This is a genomic window from Streptococcus sp. GS001 (assembly GCF_021595565.1).
In the GTDB taxonomy this organism is placed as follows: domain Bacteria; phylum Bacillota; class Bacilli; order Lactobacillales; family Streptococcaceae; genus Streptococcus; species Streptococcus xiaochunlingii.
Map to the genome: position 1 here is coordinate 463,596 of NZ_JACSYJ010000001.1, position 23,366 is coordinate 486,961.

The following is a 23,366-nucleotide window of genomic DNA, read 5'->3' on the forward strand; positions in this document are numbered from 1 at the left end:
ACCATTGCCTTTCGACTGGATTTGCTATAAAATAGACAAGATTGATAATCTAACTAATATACTTGTAATATACTAGGAGATATGATGACAAAACAATTGAAACGTCCTGAGGTTCTATCACCTGCGGGAACACTTGAGAAACTAAAGGTTGCTGTGCGCTATGGTGCGGATGCAGTCTTCATCGGTGGTCAGGCCTATGGTCTTCGTAGCCGTGCAGGAAACTTCACCTTTGAGCAAATGGAAGAAGGTGTCCAATTTGCGGCTAAGTATGGTGCCAAGGTCTATGTTGCAGCCAATATGGTCATGCATGAAGGAAATGAAGTTGGAGCTGGTGAATGGTTCCGTCGCTTACGGGATATCGGAATCGCAGCGGTCATTGTTTCAGACCCTGCCTTGATTACCATCGCAGCGACAGAAGCTCCTGGCTTGGAAATTCACCTCTCTACCCAAGCTAGTGCCACCAACTATGAAACTCTAGAGTTTTGGAAAGACTTGGGCTTGACACGGGTCGTTTTGGCTCGCGAAGTTTCGATGGAAGAACTAGCGAAAATTCGTAAGCGGACGGATGTTGAAATTGAAGCCTTTGTTCACGGAGCAATGTGTATCTCCTACTCTGGCCGTTGTACCTTGTCCAATCATATGAGTATGCGTGATGCCAACCGTGGAGGATGTTCCCAATCTTGTCGTTGGAAGTACGATCTCTACGATATGCCATTTGGCCAAGAACGTAAGAGTCTCAAAGGGGAAATCCCTGAAGAATTCTCGATGTCAGCTGTGGATATGTCGATGATTGACCATATCCCTGATATGATTGAAAATGGAGTGGACAGCCTCAAGATTGAAGGTCGGATGAAGTCCATTCACTATGTCTCTACTGTAACGAACTGCTACAAGGCAGCTGTTGATGCTTATTTGGAAAGTCCTGAAAAGTTTGAAGCGATTAAGCAAGACTTGATTGATGAAATGTGGAAGGTTGCCCAACGTGAGTTGGCTACAGGATTCTATTACGGAACACCGTCTGAAAACGAGCAACTGTTTGGGGCTCGTCGGAAGATTCCAGAGTACAAGTTTGTCGGAGAAGTGGTAGCCTATGATGCGGACAAGCAAATTGCGACCATTCGACAACGGAATGTCATCAATGAAGGAGACCAAGTAGAGTTTTACGGACCTGGGTTCCGTCATTTTGAAACAGTCATTGAAGATTTGCATGATGCCAAGGGCAATAAAATTGATCGGGCTCCAAATCCGATGGAGTTATTGACCATTCATATGCCAACACCAGTTGAACCAGGTGATATGATCCGTGCACTCAAAGAGGGCTTGATCAACCTCTATAAAGAAGATGGAACTAGCCAAACAGTTCGTGCCTAAAACGTAAAAAAACACCGCATGCTTCCCAAGCTTGGAAGTTTACGGTGTTTTTTGTTGTGCGATTCGAATCGTATGTGGAACGAGACTAATCTTTTGAATGTCTGAAATTCGAATGATAGTTGACATACTCTTTTTAAAATTCTTGACAATGAGTTGTTTTCGTTCCTGATCATATTTCACGATATCGCCTGTAAAACTCTTATTTTGGAAGATGACATGGACTCCTTGTTTTTTTCGAAGGGCCAGTTCAATAATTTGAATCGTTTTACCATCCTCTAAAGGAGCTGGTTGAGAGGTTTTATCGTTGAAAAATTCATTGGCTCGGTCCTTGAGAAGCTCAAGAAATCTTTTCATAGCATAATTCTCCATAAGTTGATACAATATATTATAGAAAATTTCATTCATTTTGTAAAATTTTTTACGAATTATTAAGGTGAAAGACATTGAAAGGAGTATGAAATGGCAGATTTTAGTTTTGAAATTGAAGAACAACTCTTGGTCTTATCTGAAAATGAAAAAGGATGGACCAAGGAGTTAAACCGGGTTAGCTTTAATGGAGCACCTGCCAAGTATGATATCCGAACTTGGAGCCCAGACCATACGAAGATGGGCAAGGGGATCACGCTCACCAATGAAGAATTCCAAGTTCTGCTAGATGCATTTAAACAGTAATAGGCTGAGTAAGAAAGAGAGTGGGACAGAAATCAGTAATTCATTAGAATTCGATTTCGTCGTCCCACCTCCGCATAGTTGAGTAGGGCTGTAAAAGCTGATGAAATCAGCGTGGTAGAGCCCACTCAACCACTGCGTCTTGCTCGATAATCCAAAGACATTTGAGAGGCTAGGACTTTTGTCCCAGCCTCTTTTTTGCTGTTTTCAATAATTATAGCTTGAAACTATATCCCATTCAAGAAAACAAGATTAACGTAAATCATTGTGGATGATGGGATAGACTGTTATAATAACCTTATTCGTTTATCTCATGTAGCACTTATAGGAAAGGAATCCATATGTCAGATTTACTAAGTATTTATAAAGAATTGCAAGCTAAAAAATGGGTGGACTTGAGTCACCAAATCAATGCAGAAAGTCCACACTTCCCAGCCCTTCCTGCTTTGCAACAAGAAGACCTTTTCACATTAAAAGATGGTTTCCATGTTCAAAAATTTACAGTGGTTGGTCAATACGGAACACATATTGATGCACCGATTCACTTTGTAGAAGGTGGTCGTTGGTTGGATGAGATTGACCTCAAAGATCTCCTCTTGCCACTCTATGTTATCGACAGGTCTAAAGAAGTTGCCGCGAATCCAAACTTTATCTTGAGCAAACAAGATATCTTAGACTTTGAGGCAGAGCATGGACAAATTGCTGAGGGTGCTTTTGTTGCCTTCCGTAGTGATTGGTCAAAACGTTGGCCAGATCAAGATGCTATGCGTAACCTCGATGAAAATGGGGTTCAACAAAGTCCAGGATGGAGCCGTGAAGCTTTGGAATTCTTGATTCATGAACGTCATGTCAAGGCTGTGGGTCATGAAACCTTTGACACAGATGCTGGTATTCCAGCAGCAGAGCATGGCTTGGTCAATGAATACTACCTTTTGGAACAAAATATCTACCAAGTAGAAGTCTTGAACCACTTGGATCAAGTGCCAGCAGTAGGTGCCTTGATTTCAATTGCCTTCCCTCACTGGGACAAGGCAACTGGTTCACCTGTTCGTGCCATTGCTATCTTGCCTTAAAAAAACAGAGCCTGAAGCGTATCTTCAGGCTCTTTTATATGGATGTTGAAATCTATTAGTGAATCTGAAAGATATCTTGTCAAACCTTGTTATCTTACAAAAATGTAAGGAAAGAAAGTTAAAATGAAAGATTAGACTATGGTAGCTCCAATGATGATCCATTAAAATAAAAACAGAAGAAAAAGGTTTGTCGAACAAACCTTTTCTGATATTAGCGCATGGTAACGAATTCTTCGGATCCAGTTGGATGAATAGCGACTGTCGCATCGAAATCAGCTTTTGTGGCTCCCATCTTGATAGCAACAGCAAATCCTTGGATCATTTCATCTACCCCATACCCAAGTCCATGGAGACCGACAACGGTTTCTTCCGGTCCTGCAGTGATGAGTTTAAATTTAGCCAACTGACGATGCTGGGTCACAGCTGAATACATAGAGGCGAAACTTGAAGTATAGACCTTGATGACGTCTTTTCCATATTGTTTTTCGGCTTCTTCTTGAGTGAGACCGACTGTACCAATAGCGGGATGGGAAAAGATAACGGTCGGAATGGTTGCGTAGTCCATTTTAGCATCGGTTTTTCCATTAAAGAGACGTTCGGATAGGGTACGCCCTGCCTTGATAGCGACAGGAGTTAATTCTTTTTCGCCCGTGACATCTCCAAGAGCATAGATGCCAGGAACAACTGTATTCTGGTATTCATCCACTGCAATGAATCCTTTTTCATTTAAGGTGACACCCGCAGCTTCTAGATTAAGGTCTTGGATGTTTGGTTTGCGCCCAGTCGCCCAGATGACATGATCAGCAACAAAAGATGTTTGGTCTTCGAAATAGACTCGGATTTGACCATTTTCTTCCTTTGTGAGTCGGACAGGAACCTTGTGAGGATGGAGAGGCAATCCTTGTTTATCCATCTCCTCCATTAAGCCATCGACAATGTAAGAATCAAACTTTCTTAAAGGACGATCACCTCGAACGAAGAGGTCTGTCTTAACACCAAGGGCATGTAGCACACCGGCTAGTTCTACCGCAATGTAGCCAGCGCCAATAATGGCAACTGATTTTGGTAGTTCTTCCCAAGCAAAGACATCGTCAGAGGTTTCTCCTAGGTCTGCTCCAGGTAGATCTGGGATGTAAGCATGAGCCCCTGTAGCGATCACAATGTGTTTAGCCTTGATGGTTTCCCCGTTGACTTCGACTGTATGGGCGTCGACAAAGCGAGCGCGACCTTGGATATACTCCACACCATTTCGTTTAAAACTGCCATCATAAGAAGAACGAGCCCGATCAATATAAGCTTCGCGATTTTTTCTTAAGGTCGCAAAATCAAAATTGGTCTGTTCAGAAGTAAACCCATAATCTGGACCGTAATCACGAATGGCTTCAGCAATTTGGGCGCCATACCACATAATTTTTTTAGGGACACATCCTTTGTTGACACAGGTCCCACCTAGTTGCTTTTCTTCAATAACAGCAGCTCGGGCTCCATGTTCTCCAGCTCGGTTCATGGTAGCAATCCCTCCGCTACCTCCACCAATGGAGATAATATCAAATTCTTTCATGGTTAGTACTCCTTTGTTGATTTACACTTTCATTGTAACAACAAAGGTTACAAAAATCAAGAAATTGCCATCGTTGAATAGGAGGAGAAAACAAGATAGCAAAAAAAACGTGCAAAACAGATGATTCTGAATTGAAAAATGAGGAAATATGATATACTAAACTTATACTTTGAAACGCTTTCGAATATTGGAGGAAAGAAATGAAGAAATTTAAAAAATGGCAAATTATTACAGCGACTGGTGCTGCTATAGCAGTTGTAGGAATGGGGAGCTGGCTTGCTTTTGGAAAATCAGGTAGTGGCCCTGAAGAAATGGTCAATATGACACCTATGGTACAAACCGTGAAAGAAGGTTCGATTGCTTCCTCTGTTTTATTGACAGGTAAGGTCACAGCCAATCAAGAACAATATATTTATTTTGACGGAACCAAAGGAGATTTGCAATCCATCCTAGTGAATGTCGGGGATCAAGTAACCGCCGGCCAAGCTATTGTTCAATATAGTAGTACAGAAGCGCAAACTGCCTATGACGCGGCAGTACGTGCGGTCAATAAGGCAGATCGTCAATTGAACGATCTCATGACCAATGGAGTGACCATTGATACAACAGGGGATGAGGAAGCAGATAGCAAATCAGCCTCTCAAGCCCAACGTTCTTTGGACACACAAGTGGGTGATTTGCGCGATGCCCGTGCGGATGCTGTAGCCAATATGGAAAAAGCTAAAGCTTTGTTGGATGCTACAACCGTAAAAAGTAGTACAGATGGAACGGTTGTAGAAGTCAATAAAGATGTCTCCAAATCAACAACCGGAACCAACCAAACCCTTGTTCATATTGTCAGCAACGGTAACCTTCAAGTAAAAGGTGAGTTGTCTGAGTACAATCTAGCCAACATTTCAGTTGGTCAGGAAGTGACCTTAACCTCTAAGGTCTATCCTGGGAAAAAATGGACTGGAAAGATTAGCTACGTTGCCAATTATCCGACAGAAGCTGGTCAGGCTGGTGCAAATGCCGCAGGTTCTGGACAAGGAACAGGGGGAGCTAAATATCCGTTTACGGTAGAGATTACCAGTGAGATTGGTGATTTGAAACAAGGTTTCTCTGTCAATATTGAAGTAAAAAGTTCAACCATCCATCCTTTGGTTCCTGTGACAAGTGTCTTATCAGACGGCGATCAAAGCTATGTTTGGACGATTGAAGCTGGCAAGGCTAAAAAAGTCAATGTTACCTTAGGAAATGCAGATGCAGAAAATCAAGAAATCTTATCTGGTTTGAACAAGGATGCTCAAGTCATCACCAACCCTTCTGGCGATTTGGAAGATGGGAAAGAGGTCGGAAAATATGACAAAATTGATTGAGCTGAAAAACATCAATAAAAGTTATCAAAATGGCGATCAAACCCTACAGGTATTAAAGGATATCCATTTAGATGTGGAAGAAGGGGAATTTCTAGCTATCATGGGACCTTCCGGGTCTGGGAAATCTACCCTAATGAACATCATTGGTCTTCTGGATCGTCCGACCAGCGGTGAGTATAGGCTAGAGGGGGAAGAAGTAGGAAATCTTAGTGAGAAGAAATTAGCCCAGGTTCGCAATGAGCAAATAGGCTTTGTCTTCCAACAATTCTTTCTTCTATCGAAACTCAATGCTTTTCAAAATGTCGAGCTTCCCTTGATTTATGCAGGAGTGAATCCTTCTAAACGAAAGGAATTAGCTGAACAATTTTTAAAGAAAGTTGAGCTAGATACGCGGATGCACCACCTTCCTTCGGAACTGTCCGGAGGGCAAAAACAACGGGTGGCCATCGCGCGTGCTTTGGTCAATCATCCTTCTATTATCTTAGCGGATGAACCAACAGGAGCTCTCGACTCCAAGACCGGCGATCAGATTATGGAGCTTTTGACAGCCCTCAATCAAGAAGGGAAAACTATCATCATGGTGACCCACGAAACGGAGATTGCTGCCTATGCCAAACGTCAGATTGTCATTCGAGATGGAGTGATTTCTTCGGATAGCCGCAACGAAAGGAGGGCCTGATGCAGAACTGGAAATTCGCTATTAGTTCCATTATGGGACATAAAATGAGATCGTTCTTAACCATGGTAGGGATTATCATCGGGGTTGCCTCAGTCGTTGTCATCATGGCTCTCGGAGATGGGATGAAAGCGGGAGTGACTAAGACCTTTACCAAGGATCAACAATATGTTCAGATTTCCTATTCCGCCCGAAAGAGTGGCTACATGACTGGTTTTAATCTTGGGCCAGAACCTGTCTCAGAAGAAGGAGGCGCAGAAGGTGGTGGCGAAGGCGGTGTTGCTAGTGAAGGAGACCAAGGAATGTCACCGCCAGCTGGCTATGGAGAGGAAAGTAGCGAGGACGTTGACAATCCAATCCTTGAAACACCACCCGTTGTTAAAGAAGAATGGGTCAAGGAATTGACCAAAATTCCTGGTATTGATGGCTACTATGTTGGTAATACAGCCAATGCCACTATCTCCTATCAGAAGAAAAAATCTGAAGGGGTCAATATCATGGGAGTCAATGATACTTATTTCTCAGTAAGAAAATTTGAATTGGTTTCAGGAAGAAAACTAAATCCTTCAGATTATCAGAGTTTCTCACGGGTCATCATGTTGGATGAAGGCTTAGCTTCGACCTTGTTTGGAACGGAAAGTGCCCTCAACCAAGTGGTTGCTGTCGGAGACAACAACTATCGGGTGGTAGGGATCTTCAAGGATCCAAATGCTGGATCTGCATTATACGGGGTTTCTTCTGGAGGAAGTGCCTTGATGGCCAATACCCAAGTAGCTTCAGAATTTGGAACAGAAGAAATTTCTACTATTGTGGTGCATATCCCGGATGTCAAACAAATTAAACCAACTGGGATCGAAGCGGCGAAAAAGTTAACCGAGTTGTCGGGAGTTCGCCAAGGAGAGTTCCAAATCTTTAACATGGATAGTATCTTGGAGCAGACCAATCAAATGCTCAGTATTATGACAACAGTCATTGGTGCGATTGCAGGAATTTCCCTTCTCGTTGGTGGGATTGGGGTCATGAATATCATGTTGGTTTCTGTGACCGAGCGGACACGTGAAATCGGTCTGAGAAAAGCTCTTGGAGCTACTCGTGGAAAAATCTTGATTCAATTCCTCATCGAATCCATGGTCTTGACCATGATGGGAGGAATTCTCGGTCTGGGATTGGCTTATGGTGTCAATGCCCTCATCGCCACAGCTGCCGCAGGTGCTCTAGAAGGACCACCAGTCGTCTCCATGTCAGTGGCTATCGGAAGTATCATCTTTTCAGCTTGCGTTGGAATTGTCTTCGGTATCTTACCAGCAAGCAAGGCATCAAAACTCGATCCGATTGAAGCTCTTCGCTATGAATAAGGATGAATGACCTATATAGTTGACTCGGATGAAGTAAAATTTGATTATGAATGAATGGAATGTGATGGAAAAGGGAGAAGGAACCCTTTCCTTCCATTCCTTTTTTCATTTTTCCTGCTCAAGAATAGTGTATTTCCCCGTCAAATATGATAAAATAGGGGAGAATAACTTAGGAGGTTCCAAATGACTACTGAACATATGGAAGAATTAAATGACCAGCAGATTGTCCGTCGCGAAAAGATGGCGGCCCTTCGTGAACAAGGAATCGACCCATTTGGAAAGCGATTCGAACGAACTGCAGATTCTGGTCAATTGAAAGAAAAATATTCAGAATTAGATAAAGAACAACTTCATGACTTGAACGAAACGGCCATTATTGCAGGCCGTCTCGTGACCAAACGTGGGAAAGGGAAGGTTGGCTTTGCCCACCTTCAAGACCGTGAAGGTCAAATCCAAATTTACGTTCGTAAAGATGCGGTCGGTGAAGAAAATTATGAAATTTTCAAAAAGGCTGACCTTGGAGATTTCCTTGGGGTAGAAGGAGAAGTAATGCGGACCGATATGGGTGAGCTTTCCATCAAAGCTACTCACATCACACACTTGTCTAAAGCCCTTCGTCCCTTGCCTGAAAAATTCCATGGCTTGTCTGATGTGGAAACCATCTACCGCAAACGCTACTTGGATTTGATTTCGAACCGTGAAAGCTTTAACCGCTTTGTAACCCGTTCGAAAATCATTTCAGAAATCCGTCGTTACTTGGATGGTCAAGGCTTCCTTGAAGTAGAAACCCCTGTTCTTCACAATGAAGCTGGTGGAGCATCTGCGCGTCCGTTTATCACTCACCATAATGCTCAAAACATTGACATGGTACTTCGGATTGCGACCGAGCTTCACTTGAAACGCTTGATCGTTGGTGGGATGGAACGCGTCTATGAAATCGGACGTATCTTCCGTAATGAAGGAATGGATGCTACCCACAACCCAGAATTTACTTCCATCGAAGTCTACCAAGCTTACGCTGACTACCAAGATATTATGGACTTGACGGAAGGGATTATCCAACATGCTGCGAAAGCCATTCATGGGGATGGTCCAGTTGACTATCAGGGAACTGAAATCAAGATCAATGAACCATTCAAACGTGTCCACATGGTGGATGCGATCAAGGAAATTGCTGGTGTTGACTTCTGGCAGGAAATGAGCTTTGAAGAAGCAGTAGCCCTTGCTAAAGAAAAACATGTGCCAGTTGAAAAACACTACACTGAAGTGGGGCATATTATCAATGCCTTCTTCGAAGAATATGTGGAAGAAACCTTGACACAACCAACCTTTGTCTATGGACACCCTGTAGCTGTATCACCATTGGCTAAGAAGAATGACGAAGATCCTCGTTTCACAGATCGTTTCGAGCTCTTCATCATGACAAAGGAATATGCTAATGCCTTTACAGAATTGAACGATCCAATCGACCAATTGGAACGTTTCGAAGCGCAGGCACGCGCCAAAGAATTGGGAGACGACGAAGCAACTGGAATTGACTACGATTATGTAGAAGCTCTTGAATATGGTATGCCACCAACAGGAGGATTGGGAATCGGTATCGACCGTCTCTGCATGCTCCTTACTGATACGACTACTATCCGTGACGTATTGCTCTTCCCAACTATGAAATAAGCTAAAAGAAAACACTGATCACAAGATCAGTGTTTTTTAGTCTTTTAAATAAGAAGTATCATTCCAAGTATCTAAGTGATAGTGCTCAAAATCATCTGTTGTTAGAATCGTCACACTAGCATTATTGAGTCCGCCATTTTTACGGAGTTCCTCTGGTTTATAGCCTAGAAGAGTCCGAATAGAAGCTGTTAAATTAGCGCCATGGCCAACGATTAGAATGGCCTCGCCAGACTTGTCTTTTAAACTTTTGATAAAATTTTCGGTCCGTTGGGTGGTTTCTTCAACGGATTCTGCTCCGAAAATATCGTGGTGAAACTCAGCTAAATTATGACGAAAGGCCTTCATTTCCTCCGGATAGAGAGCCTTCAACTCCACAATTTTTCTACCTTCTAACCTACCAAGCCGCCATTCCCGTAGAGCAGGAGTCTCTTGGAGGGAGATAGGATGTTGATTTTGCTCGAGAATGATTTGAGCAGTATGGACAGCTCTAGGCAAGTCACTTGAATAAGCTGCTTCAAAGTATGTTTGAGATAAATGCTGGCCCAAGGCTTTTAACTGTTGGATGGAAGATTCTAAAAGCGGAGAGTCACCATTTGCCCCTTGGATACGTCCCTCTTCATTCCACTCAGTACGTCCGTGACGGACAAAATATAATTTCATATTGGTTTTATCCTTTACTCGACTAAGTCTTCGAAACTAGCCTTGACAAAATCAGCTAAATCTTGCGCCTTGATTTGAATGCTATGACCAACTTCACCTGCAGAGACAATCATCTGATCGAGTTCCAGGGCAGACTGGTCAATAAAAATAGGGTAGTTGTGTTTTTGTCGGATACCAACAGGATTATTGGCCCCATGAACATAGCCCGTCGTCTTTTCTAAGTCTTTTTGTGGAATCATACTAACTTTTTTATTGCCAGATAGTTTAGCCAATTTTTTTTCGGATAAGTGGGCAGAGATGGGAACAATCCCAATGACGGGACCAGTTTTATCACCTGTTAGAGCCAGTGTCTTATAGATTTGATCAGTCGTAATCCCTTCTGGGATGATTCCCTCAAGAGCATTGATTTGCAATCCTGTATGGTCGATTTTTGCTTTCTGCAGTATTTGTTCAACCAATGTTTTTTTTACTTTTTGTTTTTTTGCCATCTCACTCTTCTCTTTCTCTTAATTTCCTAACATTATATCATACTATTTGAGTTTCCGTTCAAGAGAAAAAGAGGCAGTTGCCTCTTTTAATTCTTTTCTACAGTAAATAGTTTTCGGTAGATTTTTTCTCGATTTTGTGTAGGAGCAATCTGGTTCAAGTCCAAGTAGTGGGTGAAACCATTCAATTGTCCCTGAGAGGTGTACTGATGAAGATCATACTCGTCATCAGTAGATGGTGCTGCATTGTAGTAGCCGTCATCATGACCATAAGTTGGAATCCAGAGGGCGGTAAATTTATCAGTGGAGATACTATGTTCTTCCATGAAATAGGTCCCGATATAGATTCCGATATTTTTGGCTCCCAATGATTCTAGCTTGGCACGGAAGGCCTCCACGCCAGCGTTCATATCACCCATCGTTTTTTCTTCTACATCCAGCCAATAATAGGTTGGTTTGTATTTTTTGGATGCCTGATAGAACTCTTCTGCTTCCTTTTCCATTTCTTTTTTGTCCTTGGCAGCTACGTAAGCATATACCGCAACTGGAATATTTCGTTTTTGAAACTCTTTAATATGAGTTTCGTATGATTTGTCTATTCCATTTAAATAAGTCGCGGCATTTTCTTTTTTAGCTTGAGCTCCACTATGAACTCGAACAATGACTCCGGAAACATTTTGTGCTAAGAGATCATAATCAATCTCGCTTGGCAATTGCCAACCAGAGATATCGATAATTGGTCGATTCAAAAATTCTTGATCTAATTCTTCAACTAAGTCAGAAGAAGAGGAAGATGGGATTTTTGTTTGATTGGTGTTCTTTGCCTCTTGTAGGGTCTTGTTTTTAGCAAGTTGATTTCTTTGGATATCTGCTACTGTTTTAGAAATTACCAAAAAGGAAAAGATACTTGCGAAAAAGACAAAGAGGACAATTGGTTTAATCCTTTTTCTCATACAGAATCATTTTACCGTAAAAGACGGAAAAAGGCAAAACAAAGGGCCTGGAAACAGGAAAAACAAGATGATATGATAGTGAATCAGAGGATCGATTTTCTTTGCTTCCTCACAATAGTTGGAGTAGAAATAAGAGTCAGACTGGTTTGTTTGATCATCTTTTGAAAGTGAAAACCGAATCTTATTTGGTCTTTCCTTTTTTTTACTATTGAAAGGTGATATAATGAAATTTGAAAATTAGAAGTATGGGTGTTACATGAAATTAGAAAAACGTCATTTTTTAAACTATTCGATCCTGATCCCTTACCTCCTTTTGTCAGTATTGGGATTGATAGTAGTCTACTCGACAACGAGTGCCTTAGCCATCCAAAAAGGGCTTAGTCCTTTCGGGATGATCAGAAGCCAGGGGATCTTTTTTGTTCTAAGTTTGATCACTATTCTGATTACCTATAAGGTGAAATTAAATGTCCTTAAGAAAAAGGGCTTCATCGGAATTTTCATTATAGCTGAGACGATCCTTCTTTTGCTATCGCGTTTCATCACAGATACGGTGAATGGTGCGCATGGATGGTTGAGTTTTGGAGGTTTCTCTATTCAGCCAGCTGAGTATTTGAAGATTATCATCGTCTGGTACTTGGCCTTGGTCTTCTCTAAAAAGCAAGAAGAAATTCAACGATATGATTACCAAGCGTTAACCCACAATCAATGGCTTCCTCGAGATTTGTCGGATTGGCGTTGGATGGTGCTCTTCCTGATTGCTATTGTGGTCATCATGCCAGACTTAGGAAATGCGACCATTCTTGCACTGACAACCTTAATTATGATTAGTGCAAGTGGGATAGCTTACCGCTGGTTTTCAAGCCTATTAGCCATCCTAGTGGGAGGCTCAACCGTTCTTCTTTATTCCATTCAGCTAATTGGGGTAGAGCGTTTCTCTAAAATTCCTGTCTTTGGCTATGTAGCGAAACGTTTCAGTGCTTTTTACAACCCCTTTAATGATTTATCAGATTCGGGACACCAACTAGCCAATTCTTATTATGCCATGAGTAATGGGGGCTGGTTTGGCCTTGGCCTTGGAAATTCGATTGAAAAGCAAGGGTACTTGCCAGAAGCTCATACAGACTTTGTCTTTTCAATCGTTATTGAAGAACTTGGTTTTGTGGGAGCTAGTCTCATCCTAGCCTTGTTGTTCTTCTTAATTTTGCGTATTATTCTTGTCGGGATTCGGGCAAGAGATCCTTTTAATTCGATGATGGCGATTGGTATAGGCGGGATGCTCCTGACCCAAACCTTCATCAACATTGGTGGGATTTCTGGGCTGATTCCTTCGACAGGGGTGACCTTCCCCTTCCTTTCACAAGGGGGAAATAGTTTGTGGGTCTTATCCATTGCGATTGCCCTTGTCTTAAATATTGATGCGAGTGAAAAGCGCGCCCTAGCTACTCAAGAGGCCCCTTCTTACGAGAAGCCTCAGAAAATTCAGAGCTATTACTAAATCGGAGTGAGTAAAGAAAGGAATTATCATGACTTTACAAAAACTAGAGAGCTATACCAACAAAGAGATTATCAAAGAAGAAGCTGAGATTTTAACCACTATTTTAGAAGATATTGCTAAAAATTTGGTGAGTCCAGAAACCTTTGATAAGATTCTTGAATTGAAAAAACTATCTGTTTCAAAAGATTATTTAAAATTGGATCAAATTGTCAAAGAGCTATCAAATGAAGAGATGACTGTGATTTCTCGCTACTTTGCCATTCTTCCCTTGTTGATTAATATCTCTGAAGACGTCGATTTGGCTTTTGAAATCAATCATCAAAATAATGTGGGACAAGACTATCTTGGAAAGCTGTCGTCCACCATTCTCCAGGTAGCTGAGACTGAAAATGCACAGGAAATCTTGGAACACCTCAATGTGGTACCGGTATTGACCGCTCATCCGACCCAAGTGCAACGGAAAACCATGTTGGATTTAACCACTCACATTCACAGTCTTTTGCGCCAACACCGGGACGTAAAAGCTGGCTTGATGAACGAGACCAAATGGTACAATAATTTGCGGCGTAATATCGAAATTATGATGCAAACCGATATGATCCGTGAAAAGAAACTCAAGGTAACTAATGAGATTACCAACGTCATGGAATACTATAATAGTTCCTTCCTTCAGGCTGTTCCCAACTTAATGTTGGAATACAAACGTCTTGCCAAGGAGCAAGGGATTGAGTTGCAACAGCCCAAACCGATTACGATGGGAATGTGGATCGGTGGAGACCGGGATGGGAATCCTTTTGTAACCGCAGAGACCTTGAAGCGATCAGCAACGATTCAAAGTGAAGTCATTCTCAACTATTATATTCAGAAAATCTCTAGTCTTTATCGGAACTTCTCCCTCTCTACCAATCTTTCAAAAACCAGTCAAGCGGTTGAAGAGATGGCTGCCCGTTCCAGTGATACATCTGTCTTTAGAGAGAAGGAGCCTTACCGTCGGGCCTTCCATTATATTCAATCCAAGTTGGTCCAAACCTTATTGAATATTAAGGAATGGTCTATCGTTGGCTCAACAGTAGATGACCGTCATCCGGTCGAACGTCTTCTTGGTGCTCACACCCATCAACAAGGAGTGGTTTCTGATTATATCGGTACCCGAATCAGTGGTGCTATCCAAGAGTTGGCAGAAGATCGTCCTCCTTATTACGAGACAGTTGAAGAATTTAAACAGGATTTGACCCTTATTCAAGAATCATTGATTGAAAATAAGGCAGAGGCTTTAATCTCAGGTGAGTTTGCAGAGTTATTAGAAGCAGTAGAAGTCTTTGGATTCTTCTTGGCTTCGATCGATATGCGTCAAGATTCGAGTGTCCATGAAGCCTGTGTTGCGGAACTTCTCAAAGAAGCTGGAATCAATGACCATTATAGTGATTTGTCAGAAGACGAAAAGTGCGAGTTGCTTTTACAAGAGTTGTTAGAAGATCCTCGGATTTTATCTGCTACCCATGCAGAAAAATCAGAATTGCTTGAAAAAGAATTAGCTATTTTCCAAACAGCGCGTGAATTAAAAGACCGCTTAGGAGAAGATGTCATTCGCCAAACCATTATTTCTCACGCAACCAGTGTATCGGATATGCTTGAGTTGGCTATCATGTTGAAAGAAGTGGGACTAATTGACAAGGAAAGCGCACGTGTGCAAATTGTTCCCCTCTTTGAGACCATCGAAGACTTGGATCAATCTGAAGATACAATGAGAAAGTATCTATCACTGCCAATTGCTAAACGCTGGATTGCTTCTAAGAATAACTACCAAGAAATTATGCTTGGTTATTCAGATAGTAACAAAGATGGTGGTTATCTATCTTCTTGTTGGACTCTTTATAAGGCCCAGCAACAATTAACAGCGATTGGTGACGAGTTTGGTGTGAAGATTACCTTCTTCCATGGCCGTGGTGGAACAGTTGGTCGTGGGGGCGGTCCAACCTATGAAGCCATCACCTCGCAACCATTGAGATCCATTAATGACCGCATTCGTTTGACGGAGCAAGGTGAGGTCATTGGCAATAAATATGGGAACAAGGATGCAGCTTATTACAACTTGGAAATGTTGGTATCTGCAACGATTAACCGGATGATTGCTAAGCAGAAGAGTGAAAAGAGCATGTCCGATCAGTACAATGAGATAATGGACCAGATTGTCAATCGTAGCTACGATATTTATCGTGAACTGGTGTTTGGCAATGAGCATTTCTATGATTACTTCTTCGAATCCAGTCCGATTAAGGCTATTTCTAGTTTCAATATTGGTTCCCGTCCAGCAGCCCGAAAGACTATCAAAGAAATCGGTGGCTTGCGTGCCATTCCTTGGGTCTTTTCATGGTCACAGAGCCGGGTGATGTTCCCTGGTTGGTACGGTGTAGGGTCTAGCTTTAAAGAATTTATTGATGCAGACCCTGAAAACATTGAAACCTTGCGTTATATGTACCAAAAATGGCCATTTTTCAAGTCTCTTCTTTCAAACGTAGACATGGTGCTCTCAAAAGCCAATATGAACATTGCTTTTGAATACGCCAAGCTGTGTGAGGAAGAGGAGGTTCGTGACATCTTCAATATTATCCTGGACGAGTGGCAATTGACTAAGGATGTTATTTTACAGATTGAAGGTCATGATGAACTCTTAGCTGAGAACCCTTATCTAAAAGATAGTTTAGATTATCGTATGCCATACTTTAATGTTCTGAACTATATTCAATTAGAATTAATTAAACGCCAGAGACGTGGCGAATTGCCTACTGATCAGGACAAGTTGATTCATATCACGATCAATGGTGTCGCGACAGGATTGCGTAATTCTGGTTAATCGTGAACCCTTAAAACCAATCTCGATTAAAGGGATTGGTTTTTTACTGGAATATAGTGAAAATGATTGTGAAAAAACACGTAAAATAGGTCACAAAAAATGAAATATCTAGCTGTTTATTTCAAAAAAGAAGTGGAAAGGAGATTTCACAAACTTTCATTTGGATAAATTCCTTTAAGAAAAAAGAAATAAGAAAAAAAGCTAGTAAAACACTTGCAATTTAGACGAAATTTGATAAAATAGTAAGGAAAGTTAGACTGTATTGCCTACTGTCTATCTATAAAATATATTTTATTGGAGGCTTTTACTCAAATGGCAAAAGAAAAATACGATCGTAGTAAACCACACGTTAACATTGGTACTATCGGACACGTTGACCACGGTAAAACTACCCTAACTGCAGCTATCACAACTGTTTTGGCACGTCGCTTGCCTTCATCAGTTAACCAACCTAAAGACTATGCGTCTATCGATGCTGCTCCAGAAGAACGCGAACGCGGTATCACTATCAACACTGCGCACGTTGAGTACGAAACTGAAAAACGTCACTACGCTCACATCGACGCTCCAGGACACGCGGACTACGTTAAAAACATGATCACTGGTGCCGCTCAAATGGACGGAGCTATCCTTGTAGTAGCTTCAACTGACGGACCAATGCCACAAACTCGTGAGCACATCCTTCTTTCACGTCAGGTTGGTGTTAAACACTTGATCGTCTTCATGAACAAAGTTGACTTGGTTGACGATGAAGAATTGCTTGAATTGGTTGAAATGGAAATCCGTGACCTTCTTTCAGAATACGATTTCCCAGGTGATGACCTTCCAGTTATCCAAGGTTCAGCTCTTAAAGCTCTTGAAGGTGATTCTAAATACGAAGACATCATCATGGACTTGATGAACACTGTTGATGAGTACATCCCAGAACCAGAACGCGATACTGACAAGCCATTGCTTCTTCCAGTCGAAGACGTATTCTCAATCACTGGACGTGGTACTGTAGCATCAGGACGTATCGACCGTGGTATCGTTAAAGTCAACGACGAAATCGAAATCGTTGGTATTAAAGAAGAAATCCAAAAAGCGGTTGTTACTGGTGTTGAAATGTTCCGTAAACAACTTGACGAAGGTCTTGCAGGGGACAACGTTGGTGTGCTTCTTCGTGGTATCCAACGTGATGAAATCGAACGTGGACAAGTTATCGCTAAACCAGGTTCAATCAACCCACACACTAAATTTAAAGGTGAAGTTTACATCCTTTCTAAAGAAGAAGGTGGACGTCATACTCCATTCTTCAACAACTACCGTCCACAGTTCTACTTCCGTACAACTGACGTAACTGGATCTATCGAACTTCCAGCAGGTACTGAAATGGTAATGCCTGGTGATAACGTGACTATCGACGTTGAGTTGATCCACCCAATCGCCGTTGAACAAGGTACTACATTCTCTATCCGTGAAGGTGGACGTACTGTTGGTTCAGGTATGGTTACTGAAATCGAAGCTTAATTCGATCTAGTTCCCAGATTAACAATTATATAGACAGACAGAAAACCCCGTGAAGACGGGGTTTTTATTGTTTTAAGAAGTAAAAGAGTTTGTGCAACCTTTCATTATCACGAAAATTATGGTAAAATAGTTAGTATAAAATTAGAAAAACGAGGTATGTGAAATGTCACGTAAACCATTTATTGCTGGTAACTGGAAAATGAATAAAAACCCAGAAGAAGCAAAAGCATTTGTTGAAGCAGTAGCATCAAAACTTCCTTCATCTGATCTTGTTGAAGCTGGGATTGCAGCTCCTGCACTTGACTTGACAACTGTTCTTGCTGCTGCTAAAGGTTCAAACCTTAAAGTTGCTGCTCAAAACTGTTACTTTGAAAACGCTGGTGCCTTCACTGGTGAAACTAGCCCACAAGTTTTGAAAGAAATCGGTACGGACTACGTGGTAATCGGTCACTCAGAACGTCGTGACTACTTCCACGAAACAGACGAAGACATCAACAAAAAAGCAAAAGCTATCTTTGCTAATGGTTTGCTTCCAATCATCTGTTGTGGTGAAAGTCTTGAAACTTACGAAGCAGGTAAAGCGGCTGAATTCGTAGGTGCTCAAGTATCTGCTGCTCTTGCTGGATTGACTCCTGAGCAAGTTGCTGCATCAGTTATCGCTTACGAGCCAATCTGGGCGATCGGTACTGGTAAATCAGCTTCACAAGACGACGCACAAAAAATGTGTAAAGTTGTTCGTGACGTTGTAGCTGCTGACTTCGGTCAAGAAGTAGCTGACAAAGTACGTGTTCAATACGGTGGTTCAGTGAAACCTGAAAACGTTGCTGAATACATGGCTTGTCCAGACGTTGATGGAGCTCTTGTTGGTGGTGCATCACTTGATCCAGAAAGCTTCTTGGCATTGTTGAACTTCGTAAACTAATCGAACAAGAATAAGACGAGAGATTTCTCGTCTTTTTCTTGTATTAAAAGAGAGTGGGACAGAAATCGGTAATTCGTTAGAATTCGATTTCGTTGTCCCACTTCCTCACAGTTGAGTAGGGCTGTAAAAGCTGATGAAATCAGCGTATATAACCCACTCAACCACTGCGTCTTGCTCGACAATCCAAAGACAATTGAGAGGCTAGGACTTTTGTCCCAACCTCTTTGTTTTTTTATGAGCGTCCTAAGATTCGTTTGATCAAGGACAAGGCTTTGAATTTCAGAGGATTTGGGTAATAACGGAAGGTTCCCATCTTACGGACTACGTAACCATTAAAGTTCTGTTTGAAACGAAGAACGCCGTCTGAGCCGTCGAAGACCCCTTGAATACCTAGGAAATTGTATAAGGTGATTCCTTTTTCTAGGGCACGCTTCATGGCATGGTATTGAATCAAGAAGGCTGCAGAGAATTTCTGGTATTTGGTATACGAACCGCCAAACAAATAGGTCACTTCTGATGGATTATAGATGATCAGGGCACAGGCCAAGGGCACTGTTTCAACTGTTTCGTCAGCCAAGGTTTCCCGGACAATTGTCTTTTGTTTCTCTAATTTTTGCAGCTGTTGCTCATATTGTTTGGATGAAGGATTGAGCAAGGAAATCTTCTGGTCTAAATAAGCGAGTGCATCAGCTGTATTGATTTCAGCAATGAGAAATTCTGCCTTATCTCCAAAGGTATCATAGAGATCGTAGTAGTAGTTCAAACTCTTGTCTTCAAAGCCTTGACGTTTTCCAGTTTCCTCAATAATTTGTTTAAACTGAGGGATTTCCTCTCTCCTAATATTTCGAATGGAAATATCATAGTTGAGGGCAGTCGTGATATTCCGGCTACAGTTCTTATTGAAGGATTTTAGGAGAGATTTCGCATCATAATCAGTTAGGTCCTTCAGATAATGCCAAACAGGTTCTCCTCCCGGATAGCCTACTTGTAAGCCATCAAATTGATAGCCAAGATCCAGTAATGAATGGAGAAGTTGTTTTTGCTCTTCTTCGGTCGGGTTTCCATTGCTATCGAAAACTTGATAGTGGTCATAGGGTTTTAAAAGAAATTCGATACCACCATTTTCTTTTACATAATCCTGTAATGCTTTATAAAAATCTGGTAGGTAGCGAGCATCCGTCACGATTGGTCCACTATTGATTTCGTAATGCAAGCCTCCCGTCATGGGTAGACTATATAAAATGGCAGAGATAGCTAATGTTCCTTGCTCTTCCCATCCAATATATTGAATAGTTGCGCCTCTTTTTTGAAGCAAATCAGCCATTTCAATACTCTGTAAAAAAGAGTGATTGGAAGTAGTGAGAGAGTGTTGGTAAAATTCTTCCCTACTAATAATATTGAATGTCATAGGTCACCTTACTGTTTATTTCTTAGTTTTTTTCGTAATTGATAGGCCTTGTTAACAAGGGGATAAAGAATACTTGTTGGGAGGTTGAATTCGCCAACAAATTCTTCGATCATTGGATTAAATTTTGACTTGAAGTGGTAGAGTCCTCCATCTAAATGGTTCTCAACTCCTCCCATATTTTGCCAATCAGCTCCACGGTCAAAGGCATGCTGGGCTGTTTCATACCAGGTCAAAATGGCTGGTTGATAACGGCGGAAGTTCTCATCCATCCCTGCATAGACATTCTCTGAAGTGCCTCCAAATTCAAGAGTCAAGGTTCCAGAAAGAGAAACGATTTCTTGGCCGCCTTTTAGCTCTTGATGGAGAAATTGGATTTCTTCTTCCAAACGTTCTTTTTCTTGACGGTTGTTGTCAATCTTGCCTGGTTTTGTTTTTTCGTTAAAACGACTAGCTTCTGCTTGATTTTTTTCAAGTTGCTCTTTGAGTGAAGCAAGGCGTTGAGCCAAGTTAATTCTTGATAGAGTGATGTAAGATTGTCCTGCATAGGTTGTTAGCAGTTTCTCATAATAGTCCTTTCCACGAAGATGGATACCTTTACGAGCCTCTGTTTTTTTCATCAGAGCTGCAAATTCATCTAAGAGTTCTGTGCCTCCAAAGATAACTTCGACTCCTTTATTTCGGGCGGTTCGAATGGCTTGCTTGGTGGATTTAGACAGTTGGTCCTCTGTGAAGTATTCCTTGTAGATATTGGCCTGGAAACGTGGTTGAATGGTTTCTCCCATGTCTTCCGTCCGACCAATCCATTCCACTCCACATTCTTTTAAAGATTGGATAATCGCTAAAGTAGCCTCTTGATCCTTTGCCTCTTGGCCAATTAACCCTTTTCTAAGGAAAAGAGAGGGATCAAATTTGGCGAAAACAGCTCGCTTACTTTTAGCATATGTTTTGATGGATTGGAGCATAAAGGACACTAATTGGCTATTTTGGTAATCCATTATAGGTCCACGTGGGATATAGAGCATAGTAAAACCAAGTGGGAGTGGTTGGATTAAAATACTTGCAACTGCAACTAGTTTTTGATCTTGGTAAATCCCAAGGCGTTCATTGCCCCAGTTATCTTTGATATTTGCCCAATCTGAGCTTTGAAGCAAATTGGTCTGGGGGCTATTTTTAACGAATTCATCATGTTCTTCGGCTGTAATACCGATTTTATAACTATACATTAATGGAGTACCCACTTTCTAAGGGCGTAAGCGACACCCGACTCATCGTTGGAGCGCGTGACGACTTTAGCGATCTTTTTTAATTCAGGACTGGCATTGTCCATTGCTACAGGGAGACCAGCAACCTCTAGCATAGCCTGGTCGTTTTCTTGATCTCCGACTGCCATTACTTGGTCTGGACTTAGGTTTAACTTGGACGCTAATTGTAAGAGGGCTTGACCTTTATTTACTGTCTTGGGCAATATCTCAAGGTAAAAAGGTGCGGAACACACAATCGTAAATCGATCGTAAAAATTATCCGGAATAGCGGAGAGGACCGTTTCTAAGATGTCTGGTTCATCGACATACATACACTTGAGAACCGTATGGTGCTCCATTTCTTCAGGAGTCCGATAGAAAAGATCCGAGTGGACCAATTTGGCTTCATGGACGGTATAGGTACCAATGTTACGATTAGCTGTATAAATGCCAGACTTGGTACTAGCGTGCATAGGAACAGCCAACTTACGAGCTAGCGCTTCAATATCCAAATAATCGTTGTAGGAGAGGTGTTCTTCATAGAGAGTTTCACCAGTGTGGGCGTCTTGAATCAGTCCCCCATTGAAGGTGATGACGAGGTCACCTGCTTGATCCAAATGAAGTTCCTCCAACAATCGAAGGACACCAGAACGAGGACGACCAGTTGCTAAGACAACATGAACCCCTTGAGCTTTGGCATCTTGGATAGCCTGGAAAACTTCGGGGGTTACTTGGCTGTCAGACGTTAAAAGGGTTCCATCGATATCCAAGGCAACAAGTTTAATGTTCATGTTTCTCTCCTGTGAAGGTATCGTTAATAATATAGGACTGGAATAATTGTAGTTGAGGTGTAAACAAGCTATTTTCAAGCAACATTTCTTTCGGGAAATAGAAGCGGTTATCCCCTTGTCTACTACCAGCTAAGGAAGCAACGATAGGAGAGAGTAAGGATAGCTCAGCTAATTTACCATCCTTTTGGATGATCTCAATTTGAGTACGAGGTTTTTCTGAATCTGGTCGGTAAACGTCGTAAGGAAGGTCAAAGTTTCGATGGATAGCTGTATAATAGATCGGATCAAAACCAACCTCTTGAATCAGTTGTTTGAGAGCAGCTAATTGTTTTTCATCCTTATCTTGAAAGAGAATGGATTTGAAAACCTTGCGATTGATAAAACGCTGGGCCAAATCAGAGAGAACAGAATCAGGACTCTCCATCCAAGATTGAAAATAGGTATTCATGACGCCGTCGTCCAAAGCCAAGTAATCGGCAAGGTTCACTTGGTGTTCAAAGAATGGAATCAAGCGAGGTGAAGTCGCGTGAAAGAACTCCTTGTGCGTAGCATAGAGATGACGTGCTCGCTTGAGTAGGTTTTGCAATAGGACTTCCATTGCTCTAGTGGCTGGGTGAAAGTAGACCTGCATATACATTTGGTAACGAGAAACAACATAATCTTCAACCGCATGCATCCCATTGACCTGAAAGGCAATCCCATTTTCTACTGGACGAATAACACGCAATATACGAGTTAAATCAAAGTTTCCGTAGGAAGCTCCAGTAAAGTAGGCGTCTCGAAGAAGGTAATCCATGCGATCGACATCAATCTGACTAGAAATTAACTGCACCACTTGTTTATTAGGGTAGGTGTGGTCGATAACACTGGCTACCTTTTGAGGGAAATCTGGAGCTACTTGAATTAAAATCTGGTAGATTTCCGTTTCAGGACAGGTAATGATTTCCTGGGTCATTTTTTCATGATCTGTATCAAATAGTCCTTCAAAGGTATGTGAATAGGCCCCATGTCCAATGTCATGGAGCAAGGCGGCAACCATGGTAAGGAGGGATTCACTCGAGTCCCATTGGTCGGTGTATTTCTCATCAAAGATAGATAAGATACGACGAGCAATTTCGTAGGCTCCTAGACAGTGCGAAAAACGACTATGCTCGCCCCCATGAAAGGTAAACCCAGAGGTTCCCAACTGTTTGATGCGACGTAGTCGTTGAAATTCTTTTGTATTAATGAGCTTGTAAATGACTGGGTGATCCACGTGGATATAGTTGTGCACGGGATCCCGAAATACTTTTTCATTCATGCCTCTATTAT

Annotated in this window: 20 protein-coding genes; 11 read left to right on the top strand and 9 right to left on the bottom strand. The window is 41.8% G+C overall.

The window, feature by feature from the left end; translation table 11 throughout:
- Positions 1-84 precede the first annotated feature (84 nt).
- Complete coding sequence (locus tag H8S88_RS02390; protein WP_125335999.1) at positions 85-1,371, top strand: peptidase U32 family protein; 1,287 nt, start codon at positions 85-87, stop codon at positions 1,369-1,371.
- Between the two features lie 39 nt (positions 1,372-1,410).
- On the opposite strand, the gene H8S88_RS02395 is transcribed toward H8S88_RS02390, so the two are convergent.
- Positions 1,411-1,740, bottom strand: a complete 330-nt coding sequence (locus H8S88_RS02395) for a hypothetical protein (protein WP_040803002.1) — start codon at positions 1,738-1,740, stop codon at positions 1,411-1,413.
- Between the two features lie 90 nt (positions 1,741-1,830).
- On the opposite strand from H8S88_RS02395, the gene H8S88_RS02400 reads away from it, so the two are divergent.
- Positions 1,831-2,043: a YdbC family protein gene (locus H8S88_RS02400; RefSeq protein ID WP_006597402.1), complete on the top strand. Its 213-nt coding sequence runs from the start codon at positions 1,831-1,833 to the stop codon at positions 2,041-2,043.
- A gap of 338 nt (positions 2,044-2,381) precedes the next feature.
- Positions 2,382-3,113, top strand: a complete 732-nt coding sequence (locus H8S88_RS02405) for a cyclase family protein (protein ID WP_125335997.1) — start codon at positions 2,382-2,384, stop codon at positions 3,111-3,113.
- 211 nt (positions 3,114-3,324) lie between these two features.
- Here H8S88_RS02405 and gorA read toward each other — a convergent pair whose 3' ends face one another.
- Positions 3,325-4,674 carry a glutathione-disulfide reductase gene (gorA, locus tag H8S88_RS02410; RefSeq protein ID WP_125335995.1) on the bottom strand — a complete coding sequence of 450 codons (1,350 nt, stop codon included), beginning with the start codon at positions 4,672-4,674 and terminating at the stop codon, positions 3,325-3,327.
- 200 nt (positions 4,675-4,874) lie between these two features.
- Here gorA and H8S88_RS02415 point away from each other — a divergent pair, with 200 nt between their 5' ends.
- From H8S88_RS02415 to lysS, 4 genes are all read left to right on the top strand, one after another.
- Entirely contained in the window at positions 4,875-6,032 is a 1,158-nt protein-coding gene (locus tag H8S88_RS02415; RefSeq protein ID WP_125335993.1) for an efflux RND transporter periplasmic adaptor subunit, read from the top strand.
- Positions 6,016-6,711, top strand: coding sequence for an ABC transporter ATP-binding protein (locus H8S88_RS02420; RefSeq protein ID WP_006595919.1), 696 nt, complete (start codon positions 6,016-6,018; stop codon positions 6,709-6,711). Before H8S88_RS02415 ends, H8S88_RS02420 begins: the two co-directional genes overlap by 17 nt.
- On the top strand, positions 6,711-8,063 hold the full coding sequence (locus tag H8S88_RS02425) for an ABC transporter permease (protein ID WP_236127886.1): 1,353 nt from the start codon (positions 6,711-6,713) through the stop codon (positions 8,061-8,063). The genes H8S88_RS02420 and H8S88_RS02425 overlap by 1 nt, the downstream gene beginning before the upstream one ends.
- A gap of 183 nt (positions 8,064-8,246) precedes the next feature.
- A complete protein-coding gene (gene lysS / locus H8S88_RS02430; RefSeq protein ID WP_061564191.1) occupies positions 8,247-9,737 on the top strand; it encodes a lysine--tRNA ligase in 1,491 nt (496 codons plus the stop codon).
- Between the two features lie 36 nt (positions 9,738-9,773).
- Here lysS and H8S88_RS02435 read toward each other — a convergent pair whose 3' ends face one another.
- The 3 genes from H8S88_RS02435 to H8S88_RS02445 all read right to left on the bottom strand — a co-directional run bounded on the left by H8S88_RS02435 (position 9,774) and on the right by H8S88_RS02445 (position 11,835).
- Entirely contained in the window at positions 9,774-10,397 is a 624-nt protein-coding gene (locus H8S88_RS02435) for a histidine phosphatase family protein (RefSeq protein ID WP_061564190.1), read from the bottom strand.
- 14 nt (positions 10,398-10,411) lie between these two features.
- On the bottom strand, positions 10,412-10,885 hold the full coding sequence (locus H8S88_RS02440; RefSeq protein ID WP_048689458.1) for an aminoacyl-tRNA deacylase: 474 nt from the start codon (positions 10,883-10,885) through the stop codon (positions 10,412-10,414).
- Between the two features lie 86 nt (positions 10,886-10,971).
- Positions 10,972-11,835, bottom strand: coding sequence for a GH25 family lysozyme (locus H8S88_RS02445; RefSeq protein WP_061564189.1), 864 nt, complete (start codon positions 11,833-11,835; stop codon positions 10,972-10,974).
- Between the two features lie 256 nt (positions 11,836-12,091).
- Here H8S88_RS02445 and ftsW point away from each other — a divergent pair, with 256 nt between their 5' ends.
- The 4 genes from ftsW (at position 12,092) to tpiA (ending at position 18,615) form a co-directional block, all read left to right on the top strand.
- Positions 12,092-13,330, top strand: a complete 1,239-nt coding sequence (gene ftsW, locus H8S88_RS02450) for a cell division peptidoglycan polymerase FtsW (RefSeq protein WP_061564188.1) — start codon at positions 12,092-12,094, stop codon at positions 13,328-13,330.
- A 28-nt stretch (positions 13,331-13,358) separates the two neighbouring features.
- Positions 13,359-16,184, top strand: coding sequence for a phosphoenolpyruvate carboxylase (ppc, locus tag H8S88_RS02455; protein ID WP_125335991.1), 2,826 nt, complete (start codon positions 13,359-13,361; stop codon positions 16,182-16,184).
- Between the two features lie 312 nt (positions 16,185-16,496).
- Positions 16,497-17,693: an elongation factor Tu gene (gene tuf / locus H8S88_RS02460; RefSeq protein WP_061564186.1), complete on the top strand. Its 1,197-nt coding sequence runs from the start codon at positions 16,497-16,499 to the stop codon at positions 17,691-17,693.
- A 163-nt stretch (positions 17,694-17,856) separates the two neighbouring features.
- A complete protein-coding gene (tpiA, locus tag H8S88_RS02465) occupies positions 17,857-18,615 on the top strand; it encodes a triose-phosphate isomerase (RefSeq protein WP_006595928.1) in 759 nt (252 codons plus the stop codon).
- A gap of 232 nt (positions 18,616-18,847) precedes the next feature.
- Here the strand turns inward: tpiA and H8S88_RS02470 are convergent, their stop codons facing one another.
- Genes H8S88_RS02470 through H8S88_RS02485 form a run of 4 tightly spaced genes read right to left on the bottom strand, consistent with a single transcriptional unit; the run spans position 18,848 to position 23,355 of the window.
- Positions 18,848-20,023 carry an aminoacyltransferase gene (locus H8S88_RS02470; RefSeq protein ID WP_125335989.1) on the bottom strand — a complete coding sequence of 392 codons (1,176 nt, stop codon included), beginning with the start codon at positions 20,021-20,023 and terminating at the stop codon, positions 18,848-18,850.
- Positions 20,024-20,031: 8 nt separating this feature from the next.
- A complete protein-coding gene (locus tag H8S88_RS02475) occupies positions 20,032-21,246 on the bottom strand; it encodes an aminoacyltransferase (RefSeq protein ID WP_048688690.1) in 1,215 nt (404 codons plus the stop codon).
- Positions 21,246-22,055 (bottom strand): sugar-phosphatase, encoded by an 810-nt coding sequence (gene yidA / locus H8S88_RS02480; protein WP_048688693.1) that lies wholly within the window; start codon positions 22,053-22,055, stop codon positions 21,246-21,248. The genes H8S88_RS02475 and yidA overlap by 1 nt, the downstream gene beginning before the upstream one ends.
- Positions 22,045-23,355: an HD domain-containing protein gene (locus H8S88_RS02485; RefSeq protein ID WP_048688696.1), complete on the bottom strand. Its 1,311-nt coding sequence runs from the start codon at positions 23,353-23,355 to the stop codon at positions 22,045-22,047. The genes yidA and H8S88_RS02485 overlap by 11 nt, the downstream gene beginning before the upstream one ends.
- Positions 23,356-23,366: the final 11 nt, after the last annotated feature.